22 protein-coding genes are annotated in these 26,843 nt (G+C 45.5%); 5 read left to right on the top strand and 17 right to left on the bottom strand.

Annotation, left to right across the window (positions count from 1 at the left end):
• Window positions 1–133: 133 nt before the first annotated feature.
• The 6 genes from NC996_RS18555 to NC996_RS18530 form a co-directional block, all read right to left on the bottom strand.
• Entirely contained in the window at window positions 134–403 is a 270-nt protein-coding gene (locus NC996_RS18555; RefSeq protein WP_347277783.1) for an ABC-three component system middle component 6, read from the bottom strand.
• Entirely contained in the window at window positions 400–1,029 is a 630-nt protein-coding gene (locus NC996_RS18550) for a hypothetical protein (RefSeq protein ID WP_190683931.1), read from the bottom strand. The genes NC996_RS18555 and NC996_RS18550 overlap by 4 nt, the downstream gene beginning before the upstream one ends.
• Before the next feature lie 3 nt (window positions 1,030–1,032).
• Entirely contained in the window at window positions 1,033–1,743 is a 711-nt protein-coding gene (locus tag NC996_RS18545; RefSeq protein WP_190683928.1) for a hypothetical protein, read from the bottom strand.
• 172 nt (window positions 1,744–1,915) lie between these two features.
• Window positions 1,916–2,536: a DNA-3-methyladenine glycosylase gene (locus NC996_RS18540; protein ID WP_190683925.1), complete on the bottom strand. Its 621-nt coding sequence runs from the start codon at window positions 2,534–2,536 to the stop codon at window positions 1,916–1,918.
• A 23-nt stretch (window positions 2,537–2,559) separates the two neighbouring features.
• Window positions 2,560–4,455, bottom strand: coding sequence for a potassium transporter TrkA (locus NC996_RS18535; RefSeq protein WP_190683922.1), 1,896 nt, complete (start codon window positions 4,453–4,455; stop codon window positions 2,560–2,562).
• A 508-nt stretch (window positions 4,456–4,963) separates the two neighbouring features.
• The gene (locus tag NC996_RS18530; protein WP_190426645.1) at window positions 4,964–5,317 is read right to left on the bottom strand and encodes a DOPA 4,5-dioxygenase family protein; all 354 of its coding nucleotides are present in this window, start codon (window positions 5,315–5,317) and stop codon (window positions 4,964–4,966) included.
• A gap of 541 nt (window positions 5,318–5,858) precedes the next feature.
• Between NC996_RS18530 and katG the strand changes: the two genes are divergently transcribed.
• Window positions 5,859–8,087, top strand: a complete 2,229-nt coding sequence (gene katG / locus NC996_RS18525) for a catalase/peroxidase HPI (RefSeq protein ID WP_190683919.1) — start codon at window positions 5,859–5,861, stop codon at window positions 8,085–8,087.
• A 393-nt stretch (window positions 8,088–8,480) separates the two neighbouring features.
• On the opposite strand, the gene NC996_RS18520 is transcribed toward katG, so the two are convergent.
• Complete coding sequence (locus NC996_RS18520) at window positions 8,481–9,212, bottom strand: DUF3427 domain-containing protein (protein ID WP_190683916.1); 732 nt, start codon at window positions 9,210–9,212, stop codon at window positions 8,481–8,483.
• A 364-nt stretch (window positions 9,213–9,576) separates the two neighbouring features.
• On the opposite strand from NC996_RS18520, the gene NC996_RS18515 reads away from it, so the two are divergent.
• Window positions 9,577–9,996: a phage integrase N-terminal SAM-like domain-containing protein gene (locus tag NC996_RS18515; protein ID WP_339380245.1), complete on the top strand. Its 420-nt coding sequence runs from the start codon at window positions 9,577–9,579 to the stop codon at window positions 9,994–9,996.
• A gap of 21 nt (window positions 9,997–10,017) precedes the next feature.
• On the opposite strand, the gene NC996_RS18510 is transcribed toward NC996_RS18515, so the two are convergent.
• From NC996_RS18510 to tmpT, 6 genes are all read right to left on the bottom strand, one after another.
• Window positions 10,018–10,536, bottom strand: coding sequence for a DUF1993 domain-containing protein (locus NC996_RS18510; RefSeq protein ID WP_190683913.1), 519 nt, complete (start codon window positions 10,534–10,536; stop codon window positions 10,018–10,020).
• Between the two features lie 152 nt (window positions 10,537–10,688).
• A complete protein-coding gene (locus NC996_RS18505) occupies window positions 10,689–11,186 on the bottom strand; it encodes a cupin domain-containing protein (RefSeq protein ID WP_190683911.1) in 498 nt (165 codons plus the stop codon).
• Between the two features lie 426 nt (window positions 11,187–11,612).
• Window positions 11,613–13,625, bottom strand: a complete 2,013-nt coding sequence (locus NC996_RS18500; protein WP_190683907.1) for a methyl-accepting chemotaxis protein — start codon at window positions 13,623–13,625, stop codon at window positions 11,613–11,615.
• 310 nt (window positions 13,626–13,935) lie between these two features.
• On the bottom strand, window positions 13,936–14,910 hold the full coding sequence (locus NC996_RS18495) for an aldo/keto reductase (protein ID WP_190683904.1): 975 nt from the start codon (window positions 14,908–14,910) through the stop codon (window positions 13,936–13,938).
• A 234-nt stretch (window positions 14,911–15,144) separates the two neighbouring features.
• Window positions 15,145–15,948, bottom strand: a complete 804-nt coding sequence (locus NC996_RS18490; protein ID WP_190683902.1) for a sulfite exporter TauE/SafE family protein — start codon at window positions 15,946–15,948, stop codon at window positions 15,145–15,147.
• Between the two features lie 14 nt (window positions 15,949–15,962).
• Window positions 15,963–16,601, bottom strand: a complete 639-nt coding sequence (gene tmpT / locus NC996_RS18485; protein ID WP_190683899.1) for a thiopurine S-methyltransferase — start codon at window positions 16,599–16,601, stop codon at window positions 15,963–15,965.
• Between the two features lie 136 nt (window positions 16,602–16,737).
• Between tmpT and NC996_RS18480 the strand changes: the two genes are divergently transcribed.
• Window positions 16,738–17,157 (top strand): helix-turn-helix domain-containing protein, encoded by a 420-nt coding sequence (locus tag NC996_RS18480; RefSeq protein ID WP_190524816.1) that lies wholly within the window; start codon window positions 16,738–16,740, stop codon window positions 17,155–17,157.
• 222 nt (window positions 17,158–17,379) lie between these two features.
• Here NC996_RS18480 and NC996_RS18475 read toward each other — a convergent pair whose 3' ends face one another.
• Window positions 17,380–18,132, bottom strand: coding sequence for a DUF4336 domain-containing protein (locus tag NC996_RS18475; RefSeq protein WP_190673192.1), 753 nt, complete (start codon window positions 18,130–18,132; stop codon window positions 17,380–17,382).
• A gap of 182 nt (window positions 18,133–18,314) precedes the next feature.
• On the opposite strand from NC996_RS18475, the gene pyrC reads away from it, so the two are divergent.
• Both pyrC and NC996_RS18465 read left to right on the top strand, forming a co-directional pair.
• Entirely contained in the window at window positions 18,315–19,367 is a 1,053-nt protein-coding gene (gene pyrC, locus NC996_RS18470) for a dihydroorotase (RefSeq protein ID WP_190683896.1), read from the top strand.
• 180 nt (window positions 19,368–19,547) lie between these two features.
• Window positions 19,548–20,168 (top strand): heme-binding protein, encoded by a 621-nt coding sequence (locus NC996_RS18465; RefSeq protein WP_190683893.1) that lies wholly within the window; start codon window positions 19,548–19,550, stop codon window positions 20,166–20,168.
• Here the strand turns inward: NC996_RS18465 and NC996_RS18460 are convergent.
• The 3 genes from NC996_RS18460 to NC996_RS18450 form a co-directional block, all read right to left on the bottom strand.
• Window positions 20,165–20,461 carry an antibiotic biosynthesis monooxygenase gene (locus NC996_RS18460; protein WP_190434234.1) on the bottom strand — a complete coding sequence of 99 codons (297 nt, stop codon included), beginning with the start codon at window positions 20,459–20,461 and terminating at the stop codon, window positions 20,165–20,167. The two genes, NC996_RS18465 and NC996_RS18460, sit on opposite strands and share 4 nt — an antisense overlap.
• A 47-nt stretch (window positions 20,462–20,508) precedes the next feature.
• Window positions 20,509–20,733, bottom strand: coding sequence for a hypothetical protein (locus tag NC996_RS18455; protein ID WP_190412415.1), 225 nt, complete (start codon window positions 20,731–20,733; stop codon window positions 20,509–20,511).
• 283 nt (window positions 20,734–21,016) lie between these two features.
• Entirely contained in the window at window positions 21,017–26,410 is a 5,394-nt protein-coding gene (locus NC996_RS18450; RefSeq protein WP_190683891.1) for an AAA family ATPase, read from the bottom strand.
• Window positions 26,411–26,843: the final 433 nt, after the last annotated feature.

Here is a 26,843-nt window from a genome sequence, read left to right as displayed (position 1 = left end):
AGAGTTGACTTACCTAGACCATTACGCGAATCCCTCCTCCCCGATACTTCTGTCCGATCTGCCAAAACGACGTTGAAGCCAGGTGTGAACTCAACTTCCTTGAACGAAGCATGATTGCAGCGAACAGCACGGATCATCGATTACACCTGCGAAGCAGCCCTTCATCCATCTCAACTGCTCCAATTATGTATAGAAGGTCAAGAGTTAAAACAAAACGTTCAAAGGTCGCAACTTCAGGCATGGTAGATACAGCGTTCCAAAGCGATGAAACTGTCTTTGGATAGTACAGATGTTCTAGTAGTTTAGCACCAACCCCCAATAAAGAGTTACGGATAGAGATGTGCTTTGTAGGGAGAATGATGGGAGAGTTATAACTAGAGCTGTGGTTTGTAGAGAGAGTCATCGCTCAAACACCTCGCACTTCTCGAAGAAATAGGATAAAACTGCCAAACCTGCTGCTGCTTTCCTAATATCGGCACTATTACCACAAGAAAACTTATACAAAGAGTCGAATAAAGCATCTCCTTCAATGCCTGCTGTGCATAATCTTTGATATTCTGCAAAAAATCCAGCCTTCAACTTTTCAGGAAAGTCAGGGCGTAAAAGCGCATTGTGTTCGATGAAACGCCCAACTTCTTTGACTTTACCCATTCCCATCGTTAGTAGAAAATGAACCTCCTGCGTGAGATGGTTTTTCGATATTTTCTGTGTTATGTCTGTAAGATTAAAGTTTATTTCAGGAGAAGCAGGTGGCATAGCAAGAATGAATTTAGTTACGATATCTAGCTCATCAAAGGTAACTAATGGCATTTCACGGGCAATAGATTCTCGTCGTTGTGTGAGATTTGTGTTTATTTCATTTTGATGATCAGAAATATTCTGTTTAAGCTCTTTTATTTCATTTTTTAGTTTTACCTTATCCTTTTCATCTGTTGACAAGCGCAATTTATCTTCTAGGCTCTTTAGTAATTTTAAATCATTTTCGATGTGTTCATGCAAGTCTTGTTCGCGTTGTTGGTGCAGATTCACTATCTACTCTCCTCTAAATGGCACCACCAACTTTTGCCAAGCCGCCTTGAGATTAATTCCTGTTCCTAGTTCCAACTCTGCTTCATATTCCAATATTAAGGGAATAATAGGTAGAGTAACCCTTAACTTATGTTTTGCATCAAGCTCAGGAGCCTTAATAGTCTCAGTTACTTCTTGCTCTCCGGGCAGTACAATATTCCGCTGGTTTAATACAGCTAGCATCTGCTGAGTTCCTTGTAATAACTGCTGTGTTTCAAACTCTGATATTTTGTCAGCTTCAAGTGCTTCTAGTACAGACGATACTGTAGCTATTTGAGCCTTATCTAGCCGTTCCGTAATCACCGCAATTATATGCTGCTCACTAGACTTGTAGCGGTTTAGCAGTCCTTTACGTAAATGATTAACGTTTTCATAGATAGCTTTTTGTCCAGCATATAGAGTATTTAATTTAGTATCCATCTGCTGCAACTGGATTGCTATACTCTGCATTTGTAGAGTGGGTTCACCAGTTATCTGAATTTGCAGCTCATCGTACTCCTGTTGATATCGAGTAGCTGATTCCTTTAATTGATCAATCTCTCGCTGATACCTGGTCTGGCGACGTGGATCATCTTCGTAGCGCTCAGCATCTTCATACTTCTTGAGTAAAGCTAAGTCTTGTTTAATATTGTCTTCTAAATGTTGGAGTCTTAGGTTGAAGTTTGAAGAAACCATTTGCTGAGTGTTTTTACTTTATAAAATTGCCTGTTAACAAGGTAGCACTTTACACATCTAGCCGTAACTGTATAAAAATCTAGTAGTTTTAGCCAAAAGGCAATTGCACACTTTGGATCTATGAGGATGAACCGTGAGAGCGATCGCATCTTCTCCCCTTTCCCAGCAATCCTCAAACTGGCTTTAGTTCCAAACTGCGCCACAAGTACCACGAGGCAATACTGCAATAAGGCTTCCACTTTTGTCCAAAACCTTCTGTAGTCTTACGATCGGGAAGTGCCTCAAGATCGTAGAGTTTCCGAATCCCTGCACGTACACCCAAGTCATCCACAGGCAAAACATCCCATCGTTTGAGACGGAAAATCAGGAGCATCTGCACAGTCCATCGTCCGACGCCTTTGACCCGCGTTAGACTCTTGATAATCGCCTCATCGTCCATGACTTCCAACTCTTCAAGCGTGGGCAATCCGGAGATCGCGTGACGTGCCAAGTCTTTGATATAAGAGATTTTGGGGCGCGAAATTCCCACGCCGCGAAGGACTTCATCCGGCGTGTCGAGGACATCTTGTGCCGAAGGAAACAGAGTGTCTGGGTAAAGCTGGAGAAACCTTTGGTGGATGACTTTAGCCACCTTGGTGGAAAGTTGTTGGTGGAGAATTGACCGGGATAGGCAAAAGAACAAGTCTCCCTCCAGTTCGTACTGGTTCAGTTGACACGCACCAATTTGGTCAATGAGTCGTCCCAGGATAGGGTCGGAATCCTTAAGATAGTCAATGGCGATCGCGTACATCAATACAAAAAGATTGAAACTAAAATTTAGTTTTCCGCTAATAGAACGATCGTATCTTGCGGGGTAAACGTAATCAGTTGATCTTTTTTGGGATTAATCGTCACCCCATAAGCTCTACCTGAATTATTAGCATCCGCTTTACAACGATAGCCAATTGCCGATTCACCACGTTGCTTGGCAGCTTCAACAACTGTGTAAAAATTAACGGGATGATCGAGCGCAACATACTCACCGACAGGCTTAAGATAAATTTCTGAGCCTTCAGGACTAAAGAGATCGGCAAACACAGCATTGAGGCTTTTCTGTTCGGAAACTTGAGCCAGCAGCCGACTAACAATTTGCTCGCTGATGACAAAATCATCCGGGCGAGCTACTTGTGCCAAGGCTTGATTTCGCAAATCTAAAATTTCCGTGACAACCTGAAAATTGCACTTATAGCGATCGGCAATATCCCGCAGATAAAGCAATGTAATCAAGATTTGAGCATCCGCTTGCTCTGGTTCTAAGTCAGTATTGCAGAGTACGAGAACATGATTGTATTTAGTTAAGTCGAGGCTTTCTAATACCTGACGCTCGGTAGGATTTCCCTGGGAATACCGCACAGTCTGTTGTTGTAAGTTGAGCGATTCAGTTGATACGACCTCAGCTTCTGGAAACTCAGCAACGACTGTAACGGTGGAGCCGGGAGCAACGTAACGATCGAGTAGTTGAATAATGGTAGAAATGCGGTCATTCCATCCCAAAATTAAGGTGTTTTCTGCGGCGGCGATCGCATTTTTCTCTTTAACTTGAATCGCTTGACGATCGATAGGGATATTAGATAGTTGAGACAGATGAATGGTACTGTCATCTTCGCTAATCAAAACAAGTTGTTCGTTGGGTTGTAACGACCTGTCGATCGGTGGATTAAGCTGGATCGTCCCATCAGCGTGTTTAATTCCCAGTACCGCAGAATCGTTGTAGGCTAAAAGCGCATCGCCGTAGGTTTTTCCTTGTAAAGTTGGTTCTGCTTTGATATAAATTTCATTCCCGCTAAAGTCAAGTAGCTCCATGTAAACCGTTGACAAGCCTGATTGACGACAGGTTTGCACGACGATCCGCGAGATGAGATCGTTCGTCAGTAAAACCTCTATGTCGTTGCGTCCGATTAGACTAACAACGTCGGAACTCTTGGGGTCTTGAACTTGAGCAACGATGTGATAAGGCTGGGGTACGCCGCGTGGAATACTGGTAATCGCCAACAGCGTTTTAACGAGTTGAATATCAGCATGGGCATTGGATGAGCTTATAATCACGATTGAGCGTGCCGTTTGGACATTCACCATCCCTAAATCAGTAATATTGCTGGGACTACCCGTGCGACAAACTAAGCGAATTTTGGAACGTTTACCCAAGATATTAGAAAGGGTATCTTCCATCTGTACTTTGTCCTCTTCACTGAGAATGACAATGCAAGTACCGGGTCGATTGGCATTAGCAAGGGTGAGTTCTGAGATGAGGGTAAATACTTGCAGCGACCAACCCAAAATTACAATGTGATCGGTTTCAACGACACGGGAACGTCCTTTCCGTAAGTCTTCTAGCTTCGTATCAATGCCGCTACTGAGAATGCCGATTAGGGTACTGATGATGAAGATACCGCCAAAGGTGACAAAGAGCATCGCAAACCGAAATAGCCAGCCTGTATCGCCGCCCATTGCGCCTGAGTCTAGAGTCCGCATGAAAACGCTCCAAATCGCTTCTAGAGGATGAAGGCGATCGCTTCCTTCCGGCGCAACTCCGGTGATGCTGACCAAGAACCCCATTAAAAAGATAAAGGCTAGAGAGGTCAAGGCTAATCCGCCAATCAGAGCAACAGTACCTCTAGCCATGAAATTATCGAACCCGTAGCGGACGCGCTCTGAAAGCGTAATTTTACTCATCTTGATGGAAGTTTCCTTGCTGCGATGACAAATAGTTTTAGGTGAGGGAGCGGAACTCCTAATTTTGGATGAATTTCAGGTTCCCTAGTACCTTTCGGTAATCTATATAAGTATTCCCAGATTTACTGGCACTACAGCTATTTTTTGAAAGTTTGTTACGAACGGCTGAGCTGCGTACCTTTTTAGTAGAAGCGATCGCACGTTGCAAAGAATCAATTATTGACCGGATGAAACCCAGGAATATTATGAGGAGTTACTGTCGCTCGAAGACAAAATAGATAGCTTAGTGTACCGTCACAACTCACAAATGAAGCAAGCTAATTGCCTACGGAAACCAACTTCTAGTACACGATCAGATGCTGAGCGATCGCTCTCAGTTTAGGTACCGAACTGGGCGAGAGGTGTGAAAAGGGGGCTAGCCTTCACTTTGTGAATGGGAGTGCGATCGCCTCATAACACCCTTATTAGAGGAGATAGACAACTGCGATCGCCACTAGCTGTCTAATTATTAGCTGATTCCAATCGCCCTTAGGATCTCGATATTCAGCTCTAGCTTCTCTCCCAACCACAGAGAACGATCGGTGTGGTCTCCCACATCATCGCCTGTTGAGGGGTGGACGAGAATATCCAATCCCTCACGATTGAGCATTAACCAGGGGACAACCTTGCCAAATTGCTCTGGTAAGAATGCAACTTGATACATTGCCTTTGGGTGTGGACCAATGGGCTTGTCATGCCAACGCCCCAGCTGCACTTCAAAAGACGCGCCCAATCCTTCACGTACACGCGCCGCCGCATCACGACTGGAGGTATCGAAGTAGATATGAGCATGAAAACCCGTAATCTGGGCAGTATCTTTCATAGCGCTTAGCTCCACTTTATCTAGGCGTCAACGAATCGTAATGGTTGATATTTCTCTGTGGCAGGCAATACTTGCATCATAACTGACACTCTTGTCCGTCTAGTGCGATCGCCCCTTGCCATAGGTTGGGTTGACAGAAGGAAACTCAACATCCCCATTCGGCAAAGTTTGATCTAATTCGATAATGAACAATCAGTGCGATCGCAATGAGTACACTGTGCTAGTAACTTAACAAACCTAATAGAGTTGCCATCTGCGCGACGCTTCGGTAACGCCTGCCGTAGGATGCAAGGGAGGGCTGTAGGGCGAATGCAGCAGCGCTGGACTACGTCCCGCTTCGCTAACGCGATCGCACTCTTGGTTTATTGGTAATTAACTAATTGTTGCAAATCACAAATTCATTGTTTCAAATCATAACGTTGATTATATTTCTCTTCGATTATTTGTTCATCGATTATTCCAGTAATTACTATGTGCTATTTGTTGGCAATACCCGCAGTACATCAAAAAATCGACCCACACATCTTGATAGGAAAATAGTATGAGCAGCGGAAGCGGATGCCCATTTACGGGCGGCGGTCAGAAATCTCAGCCTCGTCATATGCCGTCGAACCGAGACTGGTGGCCGAATTATTTGAATCTGAGCATCCTCCACCAGCACACCCCCCAAGCCAATCCTATGGGTGAGGAATTCAACTACGCTGAGGAATTCAAGAGTCTTGACTTAGCTGCCTTGAGGGCAGATATCTACGAGCTGATGACCACCTCCCAGGACTGGTGGCCAGCCGACTACGGTCATTATGGGCCGCTCTTCATCCGGATGGCTTGGCACAGCGCCGGCACATATCGGATTGGCGATGGTCGCGGCGGCGCGGGTTCGGGTAGCCAGCGGTTTGAGCCGCTCAACAGTTGGCCTGACAATGCCAACCTCGACAAGGCGCGCATGTTGCTTTGGCCCATCAAGCAGAAATACGGCAAGAAAATTTCGTGGGCTGACCTGATGATCTTCGCCGGCAATTGCGCCTTGGAATCGATGGGCTTCAAAACGTTGGGCTTTGCTGGTGGGCGCGTGGATGTCTGGCAGCCAGAAGAAGACATCTACTGGGGTTCTGAGAAAGCTTGGCTCGGCAATGAGCGTTACGAAGGCGATCGCGTCCTCCTGAATCCCCTCGGCGCTGTTCAGATGGGCCTAATCTACGTCAACCCGGAAGGACCAGACGGCGAACCCGATCCGATCGGCTCAGGGCGCGATATTCGCGAGACCTTTGCTCGGATGGCGATGAACGATGCAGAAACGGTCGCGCTCACCGCTGGTGGACATACCTTTGGCAAATGTCACGGTGCGGGCGAGGCGACGCACGTAGGTGCCGATCCTGGGGGTGCCACCATTATCGATCAGGGCCTCGGCTGGAAGAACGCCTTCAACACGGGTGTCGGTGTCGATGCGATCACCAGCGGTATCGAAGGCGCATGGACCCCCACGCCGACGCAGTGGGACAACAGCTATCTTGAAACCCTGTTCAAATATGACTGGGAGCTGACGAAGAGTCCCGCTGGCGCGTGGCAATGGAAGCCCAAGGGCGATGCTGGTGCGGGTACGGTGCCCGACGCACACGACCCGTCAAAACGGCACGCCCCCATGATGACCACGGCGGACATGTCCATGAAGATGGACCCCATCTACAACCAGATTGCGAAGCGCTACCACGATAACCCGGATGAGTTCGCAGAGCAGTTCGCCAAGGCGTGGTTCAAGCTGACCCACCGCGACATGGGACCGCGATCGCGCTATCTCGGTTCAGAGGTTCCTCAGGAAGAGTTCCTGTGGCAAGATCCCATCCCCGCAGTTGACCATGAGTTGATTGATGAGCAAGACATCGCCGCTCTCAAAGCCAAGATTTTAGCTTCGGGGCTGTCTGTCTCCCAACTGGTTTCGACTGCTTGGGCGTCGGCAGTGACCTTCCGCTGCTCCGATATGCGCGGTGGCGCGAATGGGGCGCGCATTCGTCTTGCGCCGCAGAAGGATTGGGAAGTCAACCAGCCAGCCCAACTGGCAACGGTGCTGCAAACCCTAGAGGGAATTCAACAGGAGTTTAACAGCTCGCAGTCTGGCGGAAAGCGGGTTTCGCTCGCTGACTTGATCGTTCTGGGCGGATGCGCGGGCATTGAACAAGCGGCGAAAAATGCTGGTCACGACGTGACGGTTCCCTTTACACCGGGACGCACGGATGCGTCGCAAGAGAAAACGGATGTAGAATCCTTCGCTCCACTTGAGCCGACGGCGGACGGGTTCCGCAACTACACGAGCGGCAAACACAGCGAATCACTCGAAGAGTTGCTGGTCGATCGGGCGCAATTGCTGTCCCTGTCAGCCCCTCAAATGACGGCTCTCCTGGGCGGCTTGCGCGTTTTGGGTGCGAACTATGGAGGGTCTAAGCACGGCGTCTTTACCCATCGCCCAGAGACGTTGACAAATGACTTCTTCGTGAACCTGCTCGACCTGGGTACGACGTGGAAGGCGACCTCTGAAGATGAGTATGAGTTCGAGGGGAGCGATCGCAAAACAGGCGACCTGAAGTGGACTGCGACCCGTGTTGACCTGATCTTCGGCTCAAACTCTCAGCTCCGCGCCCTTGCAGAAGTCTACGGATGTGTGGACTCGCAGCAGAAGTTTGTGAATGACTTTGTAGCAGCCTGGGACAAGGTGATGAACCGCGATCGCTATGACCTTCGCTCAGTCTTAGCGAAAACCTCTGCGAGGAGTTTTTAAGCCTAGTATCAGCTACGCTAACTTGCAGTAATTTTGAACGCGAGTAGAAGCCAGAGACAAAAATGAGAGCGGCATTTCAACTTTTCTTGAAACGCCGCTCTCGGCTTTATACCTTGATGCAAAGCTGCTTAAAAACTGCAATTAGGTTCTTGTTGGTGCCTAATTGTGCGATCGTTAACATGACCCAAAGCACACAGAAAATCCAATATATAAAATAGCTGTCCACAACGTTATGTGCAGCTGCATGCAGAGTAAATCTAACCTCTTGATGTACATCGCTACTTGTTCCGAAGCATAACGGCAAAACGCAGCGGCGGCAGATGAACTTGAATTCAGCACCAGTAGCTTTCGTCCGTCCGCTGCCGTGACGTGTTAGGTTGCCTCGCGTGTTAACTATGTGATTAAAACCTTAACTTCTTCAATACTAAGTGGTGGGGAACGTCGATGAATCATGGCATGGCAATTAGGACATACGGGACGTAAATCTTCCACAGGATTAACTTCGTATTCTTCACGAATCTCAGAAAGGGGTCTGAGATGGTGAACGTGAATGAAACCTTCTCCTAATTTTCCAAATATTTTCCCAAAGTTAAAGCCGCAAATATAACAACTTGTGCCGTAGTGTTTAATGCATTGCTGTCTAACAACTGGGTTACGTTCATAAGCGTTGACTGATACTTTACACACTGCCCCCTCTCGTAGTATTGCAGATGCAGGAATCTCATCAGGGAATATTGCTGTCGCAAATGTCCAAATGATTTTGACAGGTGTTATATCTTCAACTTCTTCTGCATTCCCAATTCCAGCAAAGATAAAAGGTTGTTGGTTGTTTTCACGCCAGAAAATATAGGTATCACTATCTAAGCTCAACATGGACTGAATAGATGGATGGTGTAATTGTGAATTAGTTTTTCCATACCACTCCAGTCGATCTCCTACCCATTTATTGGCATAGTCATGTCCTGTTCGTCCAGAGGTTCCAACATTGCAGAAGATAAACCAATCATTACCATGACGCGCATATCCTGTATCCCAATTTCCTCCATGAGTATCTTCAGGGATTCCAATTACTCGGTAAACATCACGCCTTGTGTAGCTATGCCCAATTTGAAACGAATATGGCATAAATGAGTAACCTTAAACACCTAACAGATGCGCTCGAAATACCAGCCTTACAGACAATCTATGCAGCCTAATTATTTATTATACGGAAACTTTCCGTATAATCTTTTTCTCAATCCTAATACATCAAGGATTATAACGGATTCTTGCCTGAATCTACGGAAAACTTCTTTTTTACCCGTTTATTTAGGTATTATACAGAATTTTCCCGTATAACCACCCTTTACAGGAGGATTATATAGAATTTTTCCTTGTATCCCTTGATGTTATATAGAAATTTTCCGTATAACATCCTTATTTAGGATATGACACGGAATTTTCTGCACAACTTCCAATAGAACAACGTCCAAAGAAACTCCTCGAACAGGTGCAAGATGTTATCAGCCTTAAGTACTATTCTTATCAAATAGAAAAAACCTATATCTATTGGATTAGACGCTATATCCTTTTTCATAATAAGCGCCATCCCAAAGATATGGGAAGTAAGGAAATTGAAGAATTTTTAACACATCTTGCTGTCAATGAAAATGTGGCCGCATCAACGCAAAATCAAGCAATTCATGCTGTTTTGTTTCTCTACAAAGAGGTATTAAAACAAGATTTAGATTTGAAAGTCGATGCAGTTTGTGTAAAGAAATCTAACTATTTACCAACCGTTTTGACAAAAGATGAAGTTTTAGCAATTCTTCAAAAGTTATCCGGCGTATATCAACTTTTAATTAAGTTGCTTTATGGCACTGGTTTACGTTGTGGCAATAATCCCGAATTTAGAGCGAGTGACTCTTGACCGTTCGCTGCAAATGAATACTTAGGCTTCATTCTTTCTGATTAATGGCACCAAGTGCAGCATATAATCTCGTTTTCCAATTGGTACACCAGCCATGCGAAGAATATCGTAAGCCGTGACCAGATGGAAGTAAAAGTTTGGAATTAGAAATTCATTCACGTAGGCATTACCAGACAACTCGACGTAGAGGTCCTGACTCAAGTTAATGCGCGTCACCTCAGCTAGCTTTGCATCTTCAGCGTTAACACCCAAAAGAAGTTCCTTAGTGTTTGCTATGTGTTCGTATGCCTGTGTGAGAGCTATGACGTGTGGATCTAGATTATTCGCAGGTTGGCCATCACACCAGAGAGCAAAGTTGCGTGGTTGATTGCAGGTGAAAGCAATCTGTGTACCGAAGGGAAACATATCAGCTGCAATGCGCTTTTGAAGAAACGACTCGTCATCACAAAAATGAGTCTGAGCTGACTTCAAGAGATGCTCAAGAGTCGCTAAGCGGCTTTGAAAAAGGGTTCGGATTAAATCTATATTCTGGCTTTGCATTTTGTGATCCCTCAAGTCTTTTCTATGAACCCTAGCTGTACTTAGAACAAATTTCAGCCTAACGCTCTTGGTCAGCGGTTGCCAACACTTTATTTAACTCCACAAGTGGCCGCTGCACTAGGGTTGTTATGCCGCGATCGCTCCAACAGATATCAATCCTCAGTAGATTGCTTGCTGCTCCAAAAAAGTTGAAGCGCTGACTCATCAACGATGTAAGCTGACTCACCATCCCTAATCACTCGTTTACCAAGCCGAGGAAAAACGCCAACATCTAAGCGTCCTGCTTCTCCACCTATCAGATATACAAGGTCTTCATCGAATGGATTACGAAGATGATGGGGTTGTTGAGGTAGCCCAAAGCCCATGAAGTCTCCTGGTTCGACTTCGTACTCCACATCTCCAATTTCCGCAATACCTCGACCCGACAAAATGTAAACCCATTCTTCTTCATTTTGGTGAGCGTGGAAAATGAAGGATTCCTTGCCTGATGGTACACGAGCAATCGTTACACCAATGCGTTTAAGACCAACAGCACGCCCAAGGAAGCGTAAATAAATTTCTGAATTGGGGTTAAGCGGATGATGAAACTCAAACGCATCCATTGAATTGATGTCTGATGCTTTCAGCAGGGAATGTTGTTCATCAGTCACGTTGATGTCCTCCTATCAAGTTGGTAAAGGGTCTGAGCACCACAATAAAGCCTAAACCGCTCCGCAGATACCCTTCACCTGCCGCCCTACCGAAACCTCAAAATAATTCAATCCTGAACATCGACAGATAGCCCTTTGGTTGCCTCTTTACCGAAGACTCAGCAGCATAACGGTACAGTTGAGCCGATACAGATAACTTTGTGATTCCAACTAATCAATTTTGATGTTCGGCGGGTGCATGGGCGTTGTTGTACCGCGTAGTTATGGAACAAACCCAAACGAATCCATAGTTGTCGTGCTACTACTTGAGCAGGGCTATTCACCTCCAAATACGCCACAGTAACTTCTCCAATCGGAGTTCTCCCTAAAGCTTCACCAGATTCAATACTGGCCTGGAAATACTCACTCCATTGGGATTAATTGGGACTATCCACGGTTTGCAGCTTGACTCAAAGCATTCATCGCACTGACAACTTGCTGAATTCCGATCGACTGTTGTTTAGCCGTTAGAGAGATTTGCTGACTATTCACTGTAATCGTATTGACTGCATCTACGATCTCTTCCACGGTTTTACGGCCTTCATCGGATACTGCCACAGTAGCTTTCGTCGCTTTTTGAATACTGGCTACCAGTTCACTAATCTGTTCAGCCGATTTACGGCTTCTATCCGCTAGTTTTCGAATCTCAGCAGCCACAACAGCAAAGCCCCTACCATTTTCGCCGGCCCGAACTGCTTCGACCGCCGCATTGAGTGCCAACATGTTCGTTTGGTTAGCTAAATCACTGACTAAGTTAGAAATCGCATTGATTTGAGTCGTTTGATCTCTAAAGTGTAAGATTTGTTCTCCAATTTGTTCGACCTTCGCTTTTAAGCTAGAAGCAGTTCCAGAACCGTTCTTTTGCTCACTATCATCAATCAATATGAGAACTTGGCGCGCTCCAGTTGCAGCCGCTTCAGCTTGTTCAGCCGCTTGCCGAGAAGAGGTATTTAACTCATCCATTGTGGCAGTCGTCTGATTGACCGAAATAGCCTGCTGCTCCAGGTTTCTCTGTAATTCTGTCGTTTTAGCCTCCAATTCTGTCGTTTTAGCCTCCAATTCTGTCGTTTTAGCGGCGACCTCTCGGATCATTGTGTTGAATGCCTGTGCTAACCGACCTAACTCATCTTGGCTGCTGTCATCAAGAACCACCTGAAACTCTCCATTGGCAATTCGATTCGTTGCAACAGTGATTTCTTCTAAAGGAGTTGCAATGCGCCGACGTAAAACCCAAAACACAATTGCTACAACAATCATGAGGGAGCCAAAGCCTAGAAACAACGTAAAGCGAGCTAGCGAGATCGCTTTTTCAGCCAAAATTGCTTTGGGTAAAACGGTAACAAAGTACCAATCAGGTCCCTGTAGCGTAGTGACAGCTAAGTAATTGCTCTCGTTCGGATTATCGATGACGGCTTGATCGGTTGCTTTATTTGTGACCGCCTCAAAAATACGTTTTAGCTGAGTGTCTCCTGAGTCAAGAATTTTAAACTCACCTTTTTGTTGCTGAATTTGCTCCATCAATTGCGGATGAGCAATCAGGCGACCATCTTTTCGAAAAATTAGGTTATAACCGCCTTCAATGTGCTCCTCGATCGTTCGCTTAAATAAATCATTCAGTAATACATCCTGTCCAAGAGTACCGATGATTCTGTCATTAGAGTAGATAGGCGTTACACAAGAAAGAATCCAGATTTTAGCAACCCCATCGATTTGAGCCCCCGACCAAACCGTTTCTCTAGCTGGATTGTGCTTCTGGTCACCAACCCACACATATTCTTCCTTGGATAAGTCAAAGCCAACGGGGGCATCCTGTGCCCATGTTGGATAATCAGGCCAGTAAATAACAGCAATATTCTCTGGCATATTCAGGTAGAGATCCGGAAAGCGATTATGCCAGGGTGGACCATAGGCATTGATTAAATCGTAGGACGTTACTACGCGACGGCGAATGTCATCATTGATTAGAACTGGCTTATCAATGAACACGCCTGCTTGCCGTTTGCCATCGAACAAGTTGGGGCGATTGCGGGTTGCCCCATCGGGAAAACGCACAAATAGCTGATCGAAGCGAGCTTTCACGCCTTCGCTATCAGTATTTTCCAAGCGTCGTAGCCACTCCTCCTTAAAGATGGCATGGTTATCTTCTGCCATTAAAAAGATACTTTGTTCTCGTTGACCTCGCTCTATTACATGACTCTTGAGTTGGTCTAACGTCTGCGACTTGAGAGTAGAAACAATCTGAAAGTAGCTAATCGCTGTTGAGCCAACAATAACAGCCGTAACACTAAACGCAATTTGAATAAGTGTTCGACGAGCAAGTGATTTTTTCGTTTTAGCTTGAGAAGATAAGGATTTTTGACTCTGAGAGCCTTGTTTTGTAGGAGAATGAAAGTCAAACATTTATAGTTTTAAGTTAACAGTTATGTTTCAGCTTAATTAAGCTGCCCACAAACTATCTAAACTTAGTAAAAATCCTTACAATTTGAAATAATACTGAGAGTTGTGCTAATACTGAGTAAGCGGCACCTGAGACTGTAAATTATTTTGTGAAGCGGTCAAAATTAACTCAAATATTAGAAGGTCGCCTATGCCTCACCGTCGTCGCGAAGATAGGCATTGCATAATAGAGGGCGGACATGCAGCATGAGGAGTGCTCCGCTGCTCAGCGTGCGATCGCAATTCCCGCTGAGAGCATCGGCCCCACCCCTGTTTAAGGAACCCGCCCACCCCTAGCTGCTGTAAACAACGAGTACCACTCTTCCCGCGTCAAAGCGACTTCATCGGCTAAAGCGCACGCTGCAATCCGTTCTGGTTTAGTTGACCCCACAATCGGTTGAATGCCCGCAGGATGGCGCAACAGCCAAGCGAGAACAATGGCTTCACGACTTGTCTGCTTTGCTTCAGCCAACTGACCCACCAGCGGAGCCATCTTGCTCAACGCCGGATCTGCCTCTGCGTTGGGTTTGAAAAGCTTGCCACCTGCCAGCGGTGCCCAGGCCTGTATTAAGATATTGTGGTTGCGGCAGTAGTCCAGCGTTCCGGTTGCCAAGGCCGAGCTGATGCCAGACATGTTTGCAACAATGCCCTCGTCAATCAAATACGAGTGCAACAGGCTTAGCTCCACCTGATTGATCAGCAGCGGTTGCCCCACGCTCTTTTGCAATAGCTCAATCTGCCCTGCTGTATGATTACTGACCCCGAAGTGGCGCACCTTGCCCGCCGTCTGCAACGCATCAAAGGCTCGCGCGACTTCCTCGGGTTCTACTAGCGGGTCAGGACGATGCAGCAGCAGAATATCGAGGTAGTCGGTTTGCAGTCTTTGCAAACTGCCCTCCACCGACGCAACGATGTGCTCATAGCTAAAATCGTAGCGCTGGGGGTCGCTAGGCTGAGGATCTCCCGCGAAACGAATACCGCACTTCGACTGAAGCACAATTTGCTCACGCAAACCTGGCGAGGCTTTGAGCACATCACCAAACACCTGCTCTGACTTGCCCCGCGTGTAAATATCTGCATGGTCAAACAGGGTAATGTCTGTTTCCAGAGCTGCCTTAATGACCCGAGATGCACTTTCCCTCACATCTGTAGAAAGCGGTGTATCATCCCAAGTGCCGCCAATATTCATGCAGCCATAGGCAACTCGCGAAACTCTCAAATCAGTGCCCGACAGCGTGTAGGTATGCATCAGCGTCTGAAGCTAGAGGGAGCGGTGAACAGGTCAACCTGTCTCCATCCTAATCCTACTGACCGTCACAGCATCTGCCCATCGATTTCTGTTCCTAAGTTTCCATTTACCCACCGCTAGCTGCCTTTCATTCTCAATAAATTGTCTAAATCCGGTCGGTGGGTCATGGGCTGGTTCTGTGCTTTGCTGTAAATACCTAACTACACACTTCTGAGGAACACTCTTAAGTCAACACTAAACAACTGAGAAAAGCATCTTGATACTCAGAATGAGCGAGAGAACGGCGAATATCTTCTTCAAATGAGTCTCAGGTAAACGATGAGAGTAGCGAGCACCATAGGGAGCTGCAATCGAACTTGCGATCGCGATTACCAAAAATGCTGGCACATAAATGAATCCAATCGTATAGGGAACGCTCAATGTTTGAGACCAGCCAGTCATTATGTACCCAACAGTACCTGCGATCGCAACGGGAAATCCAATTGCAGATGAAGTACCAATCGCCTTTTTCATCTCTATATTCTGATAGCTGAGGTAAGTGACTGCTAAAAAACCACCACCAACCGCAGCAAGAGCAGATACCGATCCAATGCCTGTCCCCGCTAGCAATAAGCCACGTAACTTAGCTGGCTTTCGGCTAGCTTTTGGTTGCCAATTTAGAAACATCTGACCCGCGACCAGAGCCATAAACAGCGCAAAGAATATAGCGATGTAAGCTGAGTTGACCTTGGCGGCGATGCGGGTAATCAGAAAGGCACCTACCATAATGCCGGGTGCCATCCCGTAAACCACCTTCCACAATACAGTTCCTTGAGCAGCATGGGCGCGAATACTTGCGATTGAAGAAATGATCGTGCAAGCCAATGTTGTTCCTAACGCCAAATGAACGACGTTATCTGCACTGATACCCTGGTTACTAAAAATGGATACTAGCAGGGGAACGAGTATTCCACCGCCACCAACCCCCAGTAAGCCTGCCATAAAACCGACAAAGAAACCCAACAAGATGTACAACAACATCCATTCAATACTCAGCATATCAACCTAACTTTTTAGAATCTTTTGAGCAACCAAATCCTCTCAATTGCTGCAACTTTTCCCTTTAATCCACCAGTGATTTCCCTGCTTTCAACAGACTTCAATTGATAAGCAGACGCATAATGGTGTTTTACTTCTGCTTCACCGACTGAGAATGGAGGGCCATCCATGAGTTGTTGATTGTATTCGTAAGAAATCAGCAACTGCGGTGCCGCGTGGGTGATTTCCATCAAGTGTGACGTATATTGATGACGCCTATTTTCAGGCATTGCAACCAACGCTGCGCGGTCATATACCGCGTCAACCGGCCCAAGAACTTCAGCAGACACATCAAAAATATCGCCAACAAAGATGTCGATATCCTTGGCGGAGTAGTGGGTTAATTTACCAACTCTGGAGATTTTTGGCTTGACTCCCAGGTCGTTAAACAATTCGTTAATTGCGAGTTCGCTTAACTCTGCACCAACCACTCGATGACCACAATTAAGCAACCATGCAAGATCGCGCGTCTTGCCACACAACGGTAGAAATACACAACCGCCCTTCGCCACATTTAATTTTTCAAAATGTTCGACAAGGAATGGGTTTTCCTCACTTTGGTGAAAACCAATATCTCCCGCTTCCCATTTTTGCTGCCAAAAACTTGCTTCCATATCAACGCCTCCATTGCTCAAGGTATCCATCATCTGCCACAAACCGATCGCGTCAGCCTTGTGCTTATTTGTGTTTGAATATACGATACAACTTCAAGTTGACTTGAAGTCAAGCAGTCGTTGCACCAAGAAAATCATGGATATCACTGAGGTCTCAAAGGCTTCTGGATTACCGACCTCAACGCTACGATTTTATGAGGAAAAAGGACTGATCCAGTCGAACGGCAGAAATGGCTTACGGAGGCTCTTTGATGCCAGTGTCATAGAACGGCTCGCTTTGATTTCCTTGGGGCGTAGCGCCGGTTTCTCACTCGATGAGATTCGTGAAATGTTTACGCCTGAAGTCCCTGAAATCAATAGAACGCTGCTCTTAGCGAAGGCAGATGAGTTGGATAAAAAGATTAAAGAACTGACTGCGATGCGCGATGGTCTCCGCCACGCGGCAGCTTGCACTGCGCCCAACCATTTTGAATGTCCAAAATTCTTGCGGCTCCTGCGTATTGCTGGTAAAAATCGTTTTAGGCAACCCAATAAATTGAAGGACAATAAGCTTTAAGCAAGAGGCTCAGAAAAAGTAATGCAAACGATATTAAATGCTTTTAGAAATGCTTAACTTAGCCCTTCACAATACGTTCAGTTATACAATTTAGTCCAATAACGCCCTAAATGCTTGCTGGCTAACGGCAAAAGTGAGCGACGGTAGATACAAGTGAAACTAAGCATGAGATCCTTTACACTATCCGCTTCATTAAAGTGTTAGCTTGCTGTCGTCTAAACGTTATTCAAGCCAGCGAAAAGCACGCCGTAACTCAGCAGTACCGTTATTCTCATACCAACGACCGTGGGATAGGATAACTTTTTCAGGGTTCCACTGAAGTATTCGCTGTAAGCAGCTACGTGCCTGTTCCTTTTTCCCGAGAAATGTCATTCGCAAATCCAATGGGAGTTTTCCATCCGGATCGGCAACACCCCCTAATTTAAGTAGCCAATGCAACTGCTGACTTACTTTATTTAGTTCAAAGTTTTCGATGAGATCGGCAAGGATGAGAGTGGCACTCTTGCGGTGGAAAAAGACGACTTCTTCCATAAATCGACCGCCACGAAAGATTAATTGGTCTAGGTCTGCTACCCACTCACGTGGTGCTTCATCTTCCAAGTCAGCATCAAAATCTACTGCAATTTTCTGCTGCGCGGCACGATCGCGAACACCTGGAGATGCCCATGCTACAGCTTCTGGATAGGCGCTAGCCCAAGCACTGATATAGGCGTAATGGATTTTGTTGGGCGAAATGAGGTGGCGCAGTGAACCGAGGGAGTCAATTTGAGCTTTCAGTTCTGGAGTCAATTCTGTTGGTGAATGGCACCATAGGTCACCAGTGCTCAGTCGCACAATCGTCATTCGGGTTGGGAAGGGCACCTTTGCTCCATACATTGCCATCTGCACGATGGAACCATCTACGATCCAAATATCTTCGTCAACCTGCTTCAGAAGGTTGATTGGTTCATAAAGTGCGATCGCGTCGTTGCTCATAGCTACGAAAGGAAGGTAAAGGCTTACTGCTCTAGCGTGGGGTATAAAAGTAGGCTAGCAGTGACCATCACCTGCCGCAAGTAACCTCTGCATCAAACCGATTATCTGTTGGTAGGTAGTGTGCCTGGGCGTTGTTAGCTTGGTCTTCCTTGCTAAATCACTCGCGGTTTTATAATTGAGTGATGCAAAAGCTTACGATTACCCGACCTGACGACTGGCATCTGCATCTACGTGACGGTGCAGCGCTGAAAGCGGTTCTGCCCCATACGGTGCGTCAGTTTGCCCGCGCTATCATCATGCCGAACTTGAAGCCCCCAGTACGCACGCTCGCTGATGCTGCGGCTTATCGCGATCGCATCCTCGCAGCGATTCCGGCTGACCAACGGTTCGAGCCACTGATGACGCTCTACCTCACCGACAACACCAGCCCCGAAGAAATTATCCGGGCTAAAGAATCCCAGTTTGTCAAAGCGGTAAAGTACTACCCAGCCGGGGCAACGACCAATTCAGACTTCGGGGTGACGGACATTCGTCAGTGCGATCGCGTCTTTGAAGCAATGCAGCAGGTAGACATGCCTTTACTACTGCACGGGGAAGTGACGGATCAAAGTGTCGATATGTTCGATCGCGAGAAGGTATTTATCGAGCGACATTTGATCCCCCTCAAGCAGCGATTTCCTAACCTGCGCGTGGTGCTTGAGCACGTTACCACCTCAGATGCTGTGCAGTATGTCCTGTCTGCGAACAACATCGCTGCAACGATCACCCCACAACATTTGTTATTTAACCGCAATATCCTATTTCAAGGTGGCATTCGCCCCCATTTTTATTGCCTGCCAATTTTGAAACGTGAGGAGCATCGCCTAGCCCTTCTGCAAGCGGCAACCTCTGGCAATCCTAAGTTTTTTCTTGGCACCGATAGCGCCCCCCATCCCCGCAATGGTAAAGAAAGTTCCTGTGGCTGTGCGGGTTGCTACTCGGCTCTGCACGCGATGGAGTTATACACAGAAGCTTTTGAGAGCGTTGATGCACTCGATAAACTTGAAGCTTTCGCCAGTTTCTATGGGCCAGATTTTTATCAACTCCCGCGCAATACCGAACAGATTACCTTGACCAGAACGACCTGGCGCGTTCCCGATGAAGTGCCATTTACTGAATTCGGACTTGTGCCCTTACGGGCAGGTCAGGAGATGACGTGGCAAATGCTTGACGCTAGCATGGCTGAAGCTAATTGATTTGGATGATCGTGTTATAGACACGCTATTCCTTAGGTTCGGAGCTGATGGGTAAAGGTAAGATAGGTACTGTGTCGGGGGGAAATTGCGATCGCATGATTGCGCTGTGCAAGGAAGGTGAAACCCTGCTCGCATGAAAAACTGCCAGACTGAGAATAGGATGAATTTCTGAGGTTCCCTGTGAAGCTAGAGAACATATTATTCCCCGTAGGAATCCTGGTAGTAGTTGCGATCGCATTTTTCGCCTACAGTGCTACCGCCGCTCCCTTGCCAGAAGGATTTCCACCTCCAACACCAGAAGGGCAAATTGAAGTCAAACAATATCCCGCATACCGTTCTGCCACAGTTCGCTATTCAGGAGAACTCTCAATGGCAGCTAATAGAGCTTTTGACCCTCTCTATCGCCACATCAGCTCTAACAATATCTCCATGACGGCTCCGGTAGAAACCCGTTATCCAGTTAACACCCTAGAAGCCAGTGAGATGGGCGCATCCAATGAACGGGGTGAAGCACTTGTTTCATTCCTCTACCGCAGCACTGACATCTACCCTTCTGAGATTGCACAAAACATTCAGGTAGAAGATATTGCACCCATGACAGTCGTCAGCCTTGGGCTAAAAGGCAGTTACGATTACGTAAGCTACCAAAAGAACATAGAGCGATTACGGGAGTGGTTAGCGCAGCACCCGGAGTACACCGTTGTTGGCTCACCTCGCCGCTTCTTCTACGATGCTCCCTATGTCCCCGAACCTGCCAAGCGCAGTGAAATCCAAATTCCAATTCGTCGGGTAGATGGCTAGCGAAAAGCAACGACCTCATAGTGTTCCACTGTTGGGAACGGGTCATAGAAGTGATGCAACAAGGAACGCCACTGTTGGTACTCTGGCGATTGTCGAAACCCAATGGTGTGATCTTCTAACGAATGCCAGCGCACAAGTAGAATATAGCGGTTCGTGGTTTCTAAGCAACGTTGGAGTTCATGAGAGATGTACCCTGGCATGGAGGCAATGATGGTTGAAGCTGTTTTAAAAGCAGTTTCAAACTCATTAACCATACTGGGCTTAACATCAAGGATGGCAACCTCTAGTATCATGGGCTGGATGTTTTTAGCACGGATACTATAGTACAAGGTGCTATCAACTAGCGGCGGCTTTCACAGCATCGCTTTCTCTTCAGTAACATTGGTGCAGTCGAGAGTGCATGAATGATACTCAATACATCATAAGTCCACTGAGGAAGGATTAACGTCATCGCAATTTCTTCTAGGGTGTGAATAATGCCCACTGCGATCGCAAGATTCAGCGTCAATCCTCCATAACAAAAGCCGAACAGAGCGATCGCTCTAATATATCGCTCTTGTGTCACTCCAGGAAAATAAAAATAGTAGCCAATGGATGAAAGCCTTACTCAATGGACAATCTAGCGATCGCTTGCCTGATAGAAACTCATGTCATAGGCTCAAATGCTAAACCTAGCTTGGTGTAAGGGTTTCAGCTTTCGCTCAGGCGAGAGTGACAATAGAGCGATAACAAGCGGTGAAAACGGGTATCATTCATCAGTAAAGAGACAAAGGCTGAAACCTATACATATCAATAATTCCAACTCAGAGTTGCCCTAGGTTGCACCAACCTTCTATTTTTGCCTAGTCCTAATCGGGTTGAGTGCAGCGCTGTTGATAAATTTGAGCTGCTTTATCTGTAGGATTGCGGCGCAGGCACTCAGCAAATAATTGTTCAGCATCTCTAAGCTTTTGCCAATGGTAGAGTATCAAAGCTTCTTCAAATAGCGTTCTCGTGGCTACCTTGCCCTCATAAGTCTCAGGCGGATCGGCATCGAAAACTTCAAAAATCGATACCGCTTTTGATTTTCCCTTAACTTTTACGCGATCGATAAGACGGATAGCATACTGGTTAGAATCTGGCAAAGACTGGAAAGTTTTGTGACTAATTAACAGCGAAATCCCATATTTTTTAGTCAAGCTTTCTATCCGCGAGGCTAAATTCACTGCATCGCTGATCACCGTGCTATCCATCCGGTTTTTTCCCCCAACCGTACCGAGTATTAAAGAACCTGTATTGATGCCAATGCCAATCTTAATCGGCACGTGTCCAGAAGCGGTGCGATGTTGATTATATTCGGTAAGACGACGCAGCATATCAATTCCTGCTTTCACTGCATTATCTGCCTCGCCACTAAATAGAGCCATAATTGCATCGCCAATATATTTATCAATAAATCCTTGGTTTTCAATAATGGCTGGCTCCATGTGAGACAAATAGGAATTAATAAATGTGAAATTGTCTTGAGGGTTCATACTTTCCGATAAAGTTGTGAATTCGCGAATATCGGAAAATAGTACCGACATCTCCTGTTGAACTTGGTCGCCTAATTTAACATCAATAATGCTCTCTTTATCCAAAATTTGGAGGAACTGGCGGGGGACGAAGCGCTCAAAAGCGTGATTGAGTTCGGTGAGATTGTTGTAGAGACGGGCATTGTCAATAGAAATAGCTGCCTGGGAGGAAAGTAGATTTAAGAGTTCTACGCGATCGGGAGTAAAAGCCTCTGTGGTTAGATTATTTTCTAAATAGATAATTCCTGCGAGTTTACCTTGATGTTGGAGAGGGAAGCACAAGATTGATTTAGGCTTATGTACTTTGATATAGGGAGAATGAGCAAATTTAGGGTCATTAGCAGCATCATTTAAGACTACACTTTCCTGCGTGCGAGCCACATAGTTAACAATTGTGTGAGACATTAGAACTTTATCCTCAGGTTCCCATATAGACTGGACGGGGATGGACTGCAACACAGTCACGCCATGTTTATCCGCAGCTCCTTCAGCTTCAATTAGCAATTTTCCCTTCTTTTCCAGAATCAAAAAGCCCGTTTGCGCTCCGGCATTCTCAATAATAATCCGCATCAATTTTGCCAGTAATTTATCTAGCAGAATTTCTTCAGATAGAGTTTGCGAAGCTTTCATGATTGCGATCAAATCCAGTTCAGAGGAAGTGCTACTTCCTGTTGTGGTAGGCGGCGTAGATAGCTTAGTGCTAAGTGTTCCCCTGTTCGAGGGCTTTCTTTGTAATAAGTGAGGATAGCGCGTATCTAAATCGTTAACTTTAGCTGTTGCACCCCAGCGGAGATAGCAATAACGGGCATCTTGCATATAGACTTGCGCGATTTTATCTTGATCTAAAGCGAGATAAAACTTAGCGGCGAGTTCGTGCGCTAGTGCTTCTTCATTGATGTATTCATGTTCTTTAGCAAGAGCAATAGCTTTTTTGTAATAGTCCATTGCCACAACTTCTGACCCTTGAACTCGGTGCCGTTCTGCTTCTACAAGATAAAATTTATGTAAATGATTCATTGGGGCATGATGCGCCCATTTTTTAAGTTTTTTCTGGTTAGATTGTACCTTTCGAGAAAGGCGTTTTTGCTGAAATTTTGAGGGAGAAGAAGACACGGCCACTCTTGCAAGCGAATCGTAAAAGTAAAATAACGTAGTCGTCAACATCCCGGCTGCACTATCTATATATTTTTCCGCTAGTGCCGCATTGTCTAACGCTTCCTCATACTCTCCAAATAGGTAACAGAGTGTCAGTTTTTCAAGATATGTATGAAAAAGTAGGGTTTGATCATTTGCCTCAAGATCAAGGGGCAGTCTTTTCGATTCGTCATAAACATCACCAATTAAACGGCAGGGATTTTTCGATTGCCCCATCAGATTCAGAACCATCTGCCGATTTAGATTAATGTAATGAAAGTTTCGCTCTTGCTTTAATTTTTGGATAGTGTCACTGTATTTGGCTGCCTCCCGCTCAACAACAGCTAACTCTTGCCCCATGCAATAGGAATTGTAGGAGTTCCACAATATGGAATATGTCCCATATTCTAAATCTCCTGTTTCTAGTCCGCTCGAGTAGGCGAGCAGTAAAGGCTGTAATGTCTGCCTTCCATGCTCCTTCCAATGCCTGATAAAGTAATTAACAATAGCGACTGTTTTCGCTTTTACTTTCCTAGCATTGAGCCGCTCTAATAGACTTAAAGCTAGATTGCCAAATTTATAGCCGGATTCAATGTCTCCTAATACTCCGCAAAGAATCAACCCATAAGCTGCATACATCACTGCTGAGAAGGAAGCATTACCGTATTTGACCGATATATTGATACCTTTAAAAATAACCAGCGGTAGTAAATTAGGAGCCGCTATATAGGAAGCAGAACTTACAATCGCTAGAATACGAATTGCTGCCAACTTATCAGGAGCAGTCATTTCCGGTAATTCGATTAAGTCCTCAATTCGTTTCCCCAGCAAGGCTAACTTTGTCCCTATCAAACCGAGTAAGATATCTAAGTTACTGGGCTTGTTAGGCAAACTTACTCCTAACAGCTTCAGAACTGTTAGTCCAGTATCGACTGCTTGTAATGGCTTGTTCTGCGTTAGATAAGCAGAGATTTTAACTTCATAAACTTTCACCTTATCCAGTAGTGCTTTGCCCTGTTGCAGCACGACTGGAACTAATCTCTCCATTTCATCGAATTGACCGCACAAATAGGCAGCTTCTGCGGCTTCTACATACAGAGCAAGTGTAGTATCGTACTGCGTCTGCCAACTTGACCCCCCTTCACTTCCCACGCCAGTTGCTACAACGGGGGAGACCCCCGCAACGCACTGGCTCCCCTTGCTAAGGGAGGACTCAGAAGGGTTCAACAAATCTAAGCCGACTGTTAGGTAGGTAAGGGCGGGTTGATAAGCGGCTGAGGCTTTTGCTTTCTTGCCAGCTATTAGGTTTAACTTTGCCAATTCATCTCGTTTCTGCTGGTTTTCGAGCAGGTTGCTGCCGAAATTCAATTGATTGACAATATCAAAGATTTTTTCCTCTTGCTGCCGGGGTGGGGTACTATTCAGCAGCAGTTGACCGATTTGCAGATGGTAGGCTTGCTTGCGGTGTGAGGGAATGAGAGAATAGGCGGCTTGTTGGATGCGATCGTGGACAAACCTGTAAGCTACCTTGAATTCATCCCCATTTCGGTCTGTTTGCAGAAATTTGTAATCATCTCCCACTGGAACAATTAGACCTTCTCGCACGGCTGACCAGAGCTCGGAAGCCGTTTCTTTTTGCGGCTTTTCACCTACACTTGAGACAGTTTTTAAATCAAACTGGTTACCGATACAAGCAGCCGTTTTTAATACTTCTTGCGTCAGTTCTGGTAGTTTTTGAATTTTTTGAGTCATCAACTCAACGACATTATCAGTAATACCTCGTGCTTGAATTTGATCTAAATTCCACTGCCAACTGCTACTGATAAAATCGAAATCTAATAGGTTTTCTGTATAAAGCGACTGGAGAAACTCTTTTAGGAAAAACGGATTACCCTGAGTTTTGGCAAGCACTAATTCGGCTAATGGCTTTGCCCTTTCAGCGTCGCACTTAAGCGTATCAGCAATTAATTGATTGATACAAGTTAAATCTAACGGCGAGAGCAAGATAGAATTTACAGTTGCTCCAGATTTTTGAATGTCTGATAAGGTTATTTTTAAGGGATGGGCTGCACTAACTTCATTATCCCGATATGCCCCAATCAGCAGTAGATACGAAGTATCTACATCGGTCATCATTAGCTGCATTAATTTCAGAGTAGCGATATCTGCCCACTGTAAGTCATCTAGAAAGATAACTAAGGGATGCTGTTGTTGACAAAAGACGTGAATGAAGTTTTGAAAGACTAAGTTAAACCGATTTTGGGATTCACTTGCTGCTAGCTCTAGGACGGCTGGTTGCTTGCCAATAATCAGTTCGATTTCGGGGATAACATCAATAATAATTTGTCCGTTTACTCCTAATGCTGATACGAGTTTGTCACGCCATAGGTGCAGTTGTTCAGACGTTTCAGTTAGCAGTTGTCGAACTAATTCTCGAAATGCACTGACGATAGCACTGTAAGGAATATTTCGCTGGAACTGGTCAAATTTACCAGAAATGTAATAACCGCGTCGTTCAGTAATTGGTTTATAGATTTCTTGAACTAATACTGATTTACCAATCCCGGAATATCCAGCAACGAGCATAAGTTGGCTAGTACCATGAGTGATTCGCTCAAAAGCTGCGAGTAACGTTTCAATTTGAGTTGACCTACCATAGAGCTTTTGCGGGATTTGAAATTTATTAGAAATATCCTGTTCACCTAAAACAAAATCTTCAATTTTCCCATCTGTTTCTAGTTGCCTTAGACATATCACCAAATCATCTCTAATGCCTAGAGCATTTTGGTATCGTTCCTCGGCTGTTTTCGCCAGGAGTTTCATCACGAGTTCTGAAACGACCAGAGGAATTTCGGGATTAATTATATGGGGTGGGATGGGTTGTTTAGCAATATGACAATGAACCAACTCCATTGCATCGATAGCATCAAAAGGCAATTGGTTTGTCAATATTTTATAAAAGGTAACTCCGAGCGAGTAAAAATCAGTGCGGTAATCGATTGCTCGATTCATCCTGCCTGTTTGTTCGGGAGAAATATAAGCTAACGTTCCTTCTAAAACATTAGGGCTTTTTAAGGCAGTGTTTTCCCTGGACAAGACTGTGGACAAGCCAAAGTCAATAATTTTTAATTCTCCGGTTTGAGGGTTTAAAACAATATTGGACAGGTTAATATCTTTATGGATAATGTTTGACTGATGAATTCTTCCCAGAGTTTCAGCGATCTGAATGGCGTTTTGGAGAAATTCTAATAAGGTAAACTGTCTTTTTTCTAGTAATCTTTCTAAAGATTGCCCACCGAAATCCTCTAATAGCATTACCAGTGTGTTGTTATGTCTTCGTAGCTCGTGAGCCTTCACAACTCCCCCTAGTTCAAAGCTGCGAGTAATTTCATATTCCTGCTGGTAACGGACAAGTTCGGCAGGGGTAGGATAGTCTTCTTTGAGGACTTTCAGGATCAGCGGTTGGTTATCTTGTTCTCTAATTCCTCGGTAGACCAGGGAATTGGCACTTTCGTAAATTTGGGCTAAAACTTTAATTCCAGGGAGTTTAATCATGTTTGGGTCTCCATTTTTGGCAGTCATGAACTTTACGGGCGATGGTCAACGACTGCTGATGGTACTCAATCGCCTTGGCCGAGTTGCCCAGGGAAGCGTAAACATTTCGCCAATTACCCAATGCTGACCCTTCACTTTAACGGTCTTTAATCTCTCGGTAGATAATCAATGTCTGTTGACAACACTCAAGGCTTCTTGAAATTGACTTGTCTGACTCTAGTGATTTCTTTGCTCCAACAACTTAGTATCGCAGCCAACAGGCTAGTATTTTTTCTAATATTCATCTAAGGATCGAGGATATATCGCTCTTTTATCACTCTCACCGGAGCGAAAGCTGAAACCATTACAGCAAGCTAGTTTTAGCATTTGAGCCTATGACATGAGTTTCTATCAGGCAAGCGATCGCTAGATTGTCCATTAAGTAGGGCTTTCA

Source organism: Trichocoleus sp. ST-U2 (assembly GCF_039961875.1).
Classification (GTDB): Bacteria; Cyanobacteriota; Cyanobacteriia; order Cyanobacteriales; family FACHB-T130; genus FACHB-T130.
Note: the sequence above shows the minus strand (reverse complement) of the source record. Positions and strands in the feature narration are given on the sequence as shown.

Coding starts and splice junctions, on each gene's coding strand:
- NC996_RS18555 (WP_347277783.1), bottom strand. CDS start 403: ATGACTCTCTCTACAAACCACAGCTCTAGTTATAACTCTCCCATCATT.
- NC996_RS18545 (WP_190683928.1), bottom strand. CDS start 1,743: ATGGTTTCTTCAAACTTCAACCTAAGACTCCAACATTTAGAAGACAAT.
- NC996_RS18535 (WP_190683922.1), bottom strand. CDS start 4,455: ATGAGTAAAATTACGCTTTCAGAGCGCGTCCGCTACGGGTTCGATAAT.
- NC996_RS18530 (WP_190426645.1), bottom strand. CDS start 5,317: ATGAAAGATACTGCCCAGATTACGGGTTTTCATGCTCATATCTACTTC.
- katG (WP_190683919.1), top strand. CDS start 5,859: ATGAGCAGCGGAAGCGGATGCCCATTTACGGGCGGCGGTCAGAAATCT.
- NC996_RS18520 (WP_190683916.1), bottom strand. CDS start 9,212: ATGCCATATTCGTTTCAAATTGGGCATAGCTACACAAGGCGTGATGTT.
- NC996_RS18510 (WP_190683913.1), bottom strand. CDS start 10,536: ATGCAAAGCCAGAATATAGATTTAATCCGAACCCTTTTTCAAAGCCGC.
- NC996_RS18500 (WP_190683907.1), bottom strand. CDS start 13,625: ATGTTTGACTTTCATTCTCCTACAAAACAAGGCTCTCAGAGTCAAAAA.
- NC996_RS18495 (WP_190683904.1), bottom strand. CDS start 14,910: ATGCATACCTACACGCTGTCGGGCACTGATTTGAGAGTTTCGCGAGTT.
- NC996_RS18490 (WP_190683902.1), bottom strand. CDS start 15,948: ATGCTGAGTATTGAATGGATGTTGTTGTACATCTTGTTGGGTTTCTTT.
- tmpT (WP_190683899.1), bottom strand. CDS start 16,601: ATGGAAGCAAGTTTTTGGCAGCAAAAATGGGAAGCGGGAGATATTGGT.
- NC996_RS18480 (WP_190524816.1), top strand. CDS start 16,738: ATGGATATCACTGAGGTCTCAAAGGCTTCTGGATTACCGACCTCAACG.
- NC996_RS18475 (WP_190673192.1), bottom strand. CDS start 18,132: ATGAGCAACGACGCGATCGCACTTTATGAACCAATCAACCTTCTGAAG.
- pyrC (WP_190683896.1), top strand. CDS start 18,315: ATGCAAAAGCTTACGATTACCCGACCTGACGACTGGCATCTGCATCTA.
- NC996_RS18460 (WP_190434234.1), bottom strand. CDS start 20,461: ATGATACTAGAGGTTGCCATCCTTGATGTTAAGCCCAGTATGGTTAAT.
- NC996_RS18450 (WP_190683891.1), bottom strand. CDS start 26,410: ATGATTAAACTCCCTGGAATTAAAGTTTTAGCCCAAATTTACGAAAGT.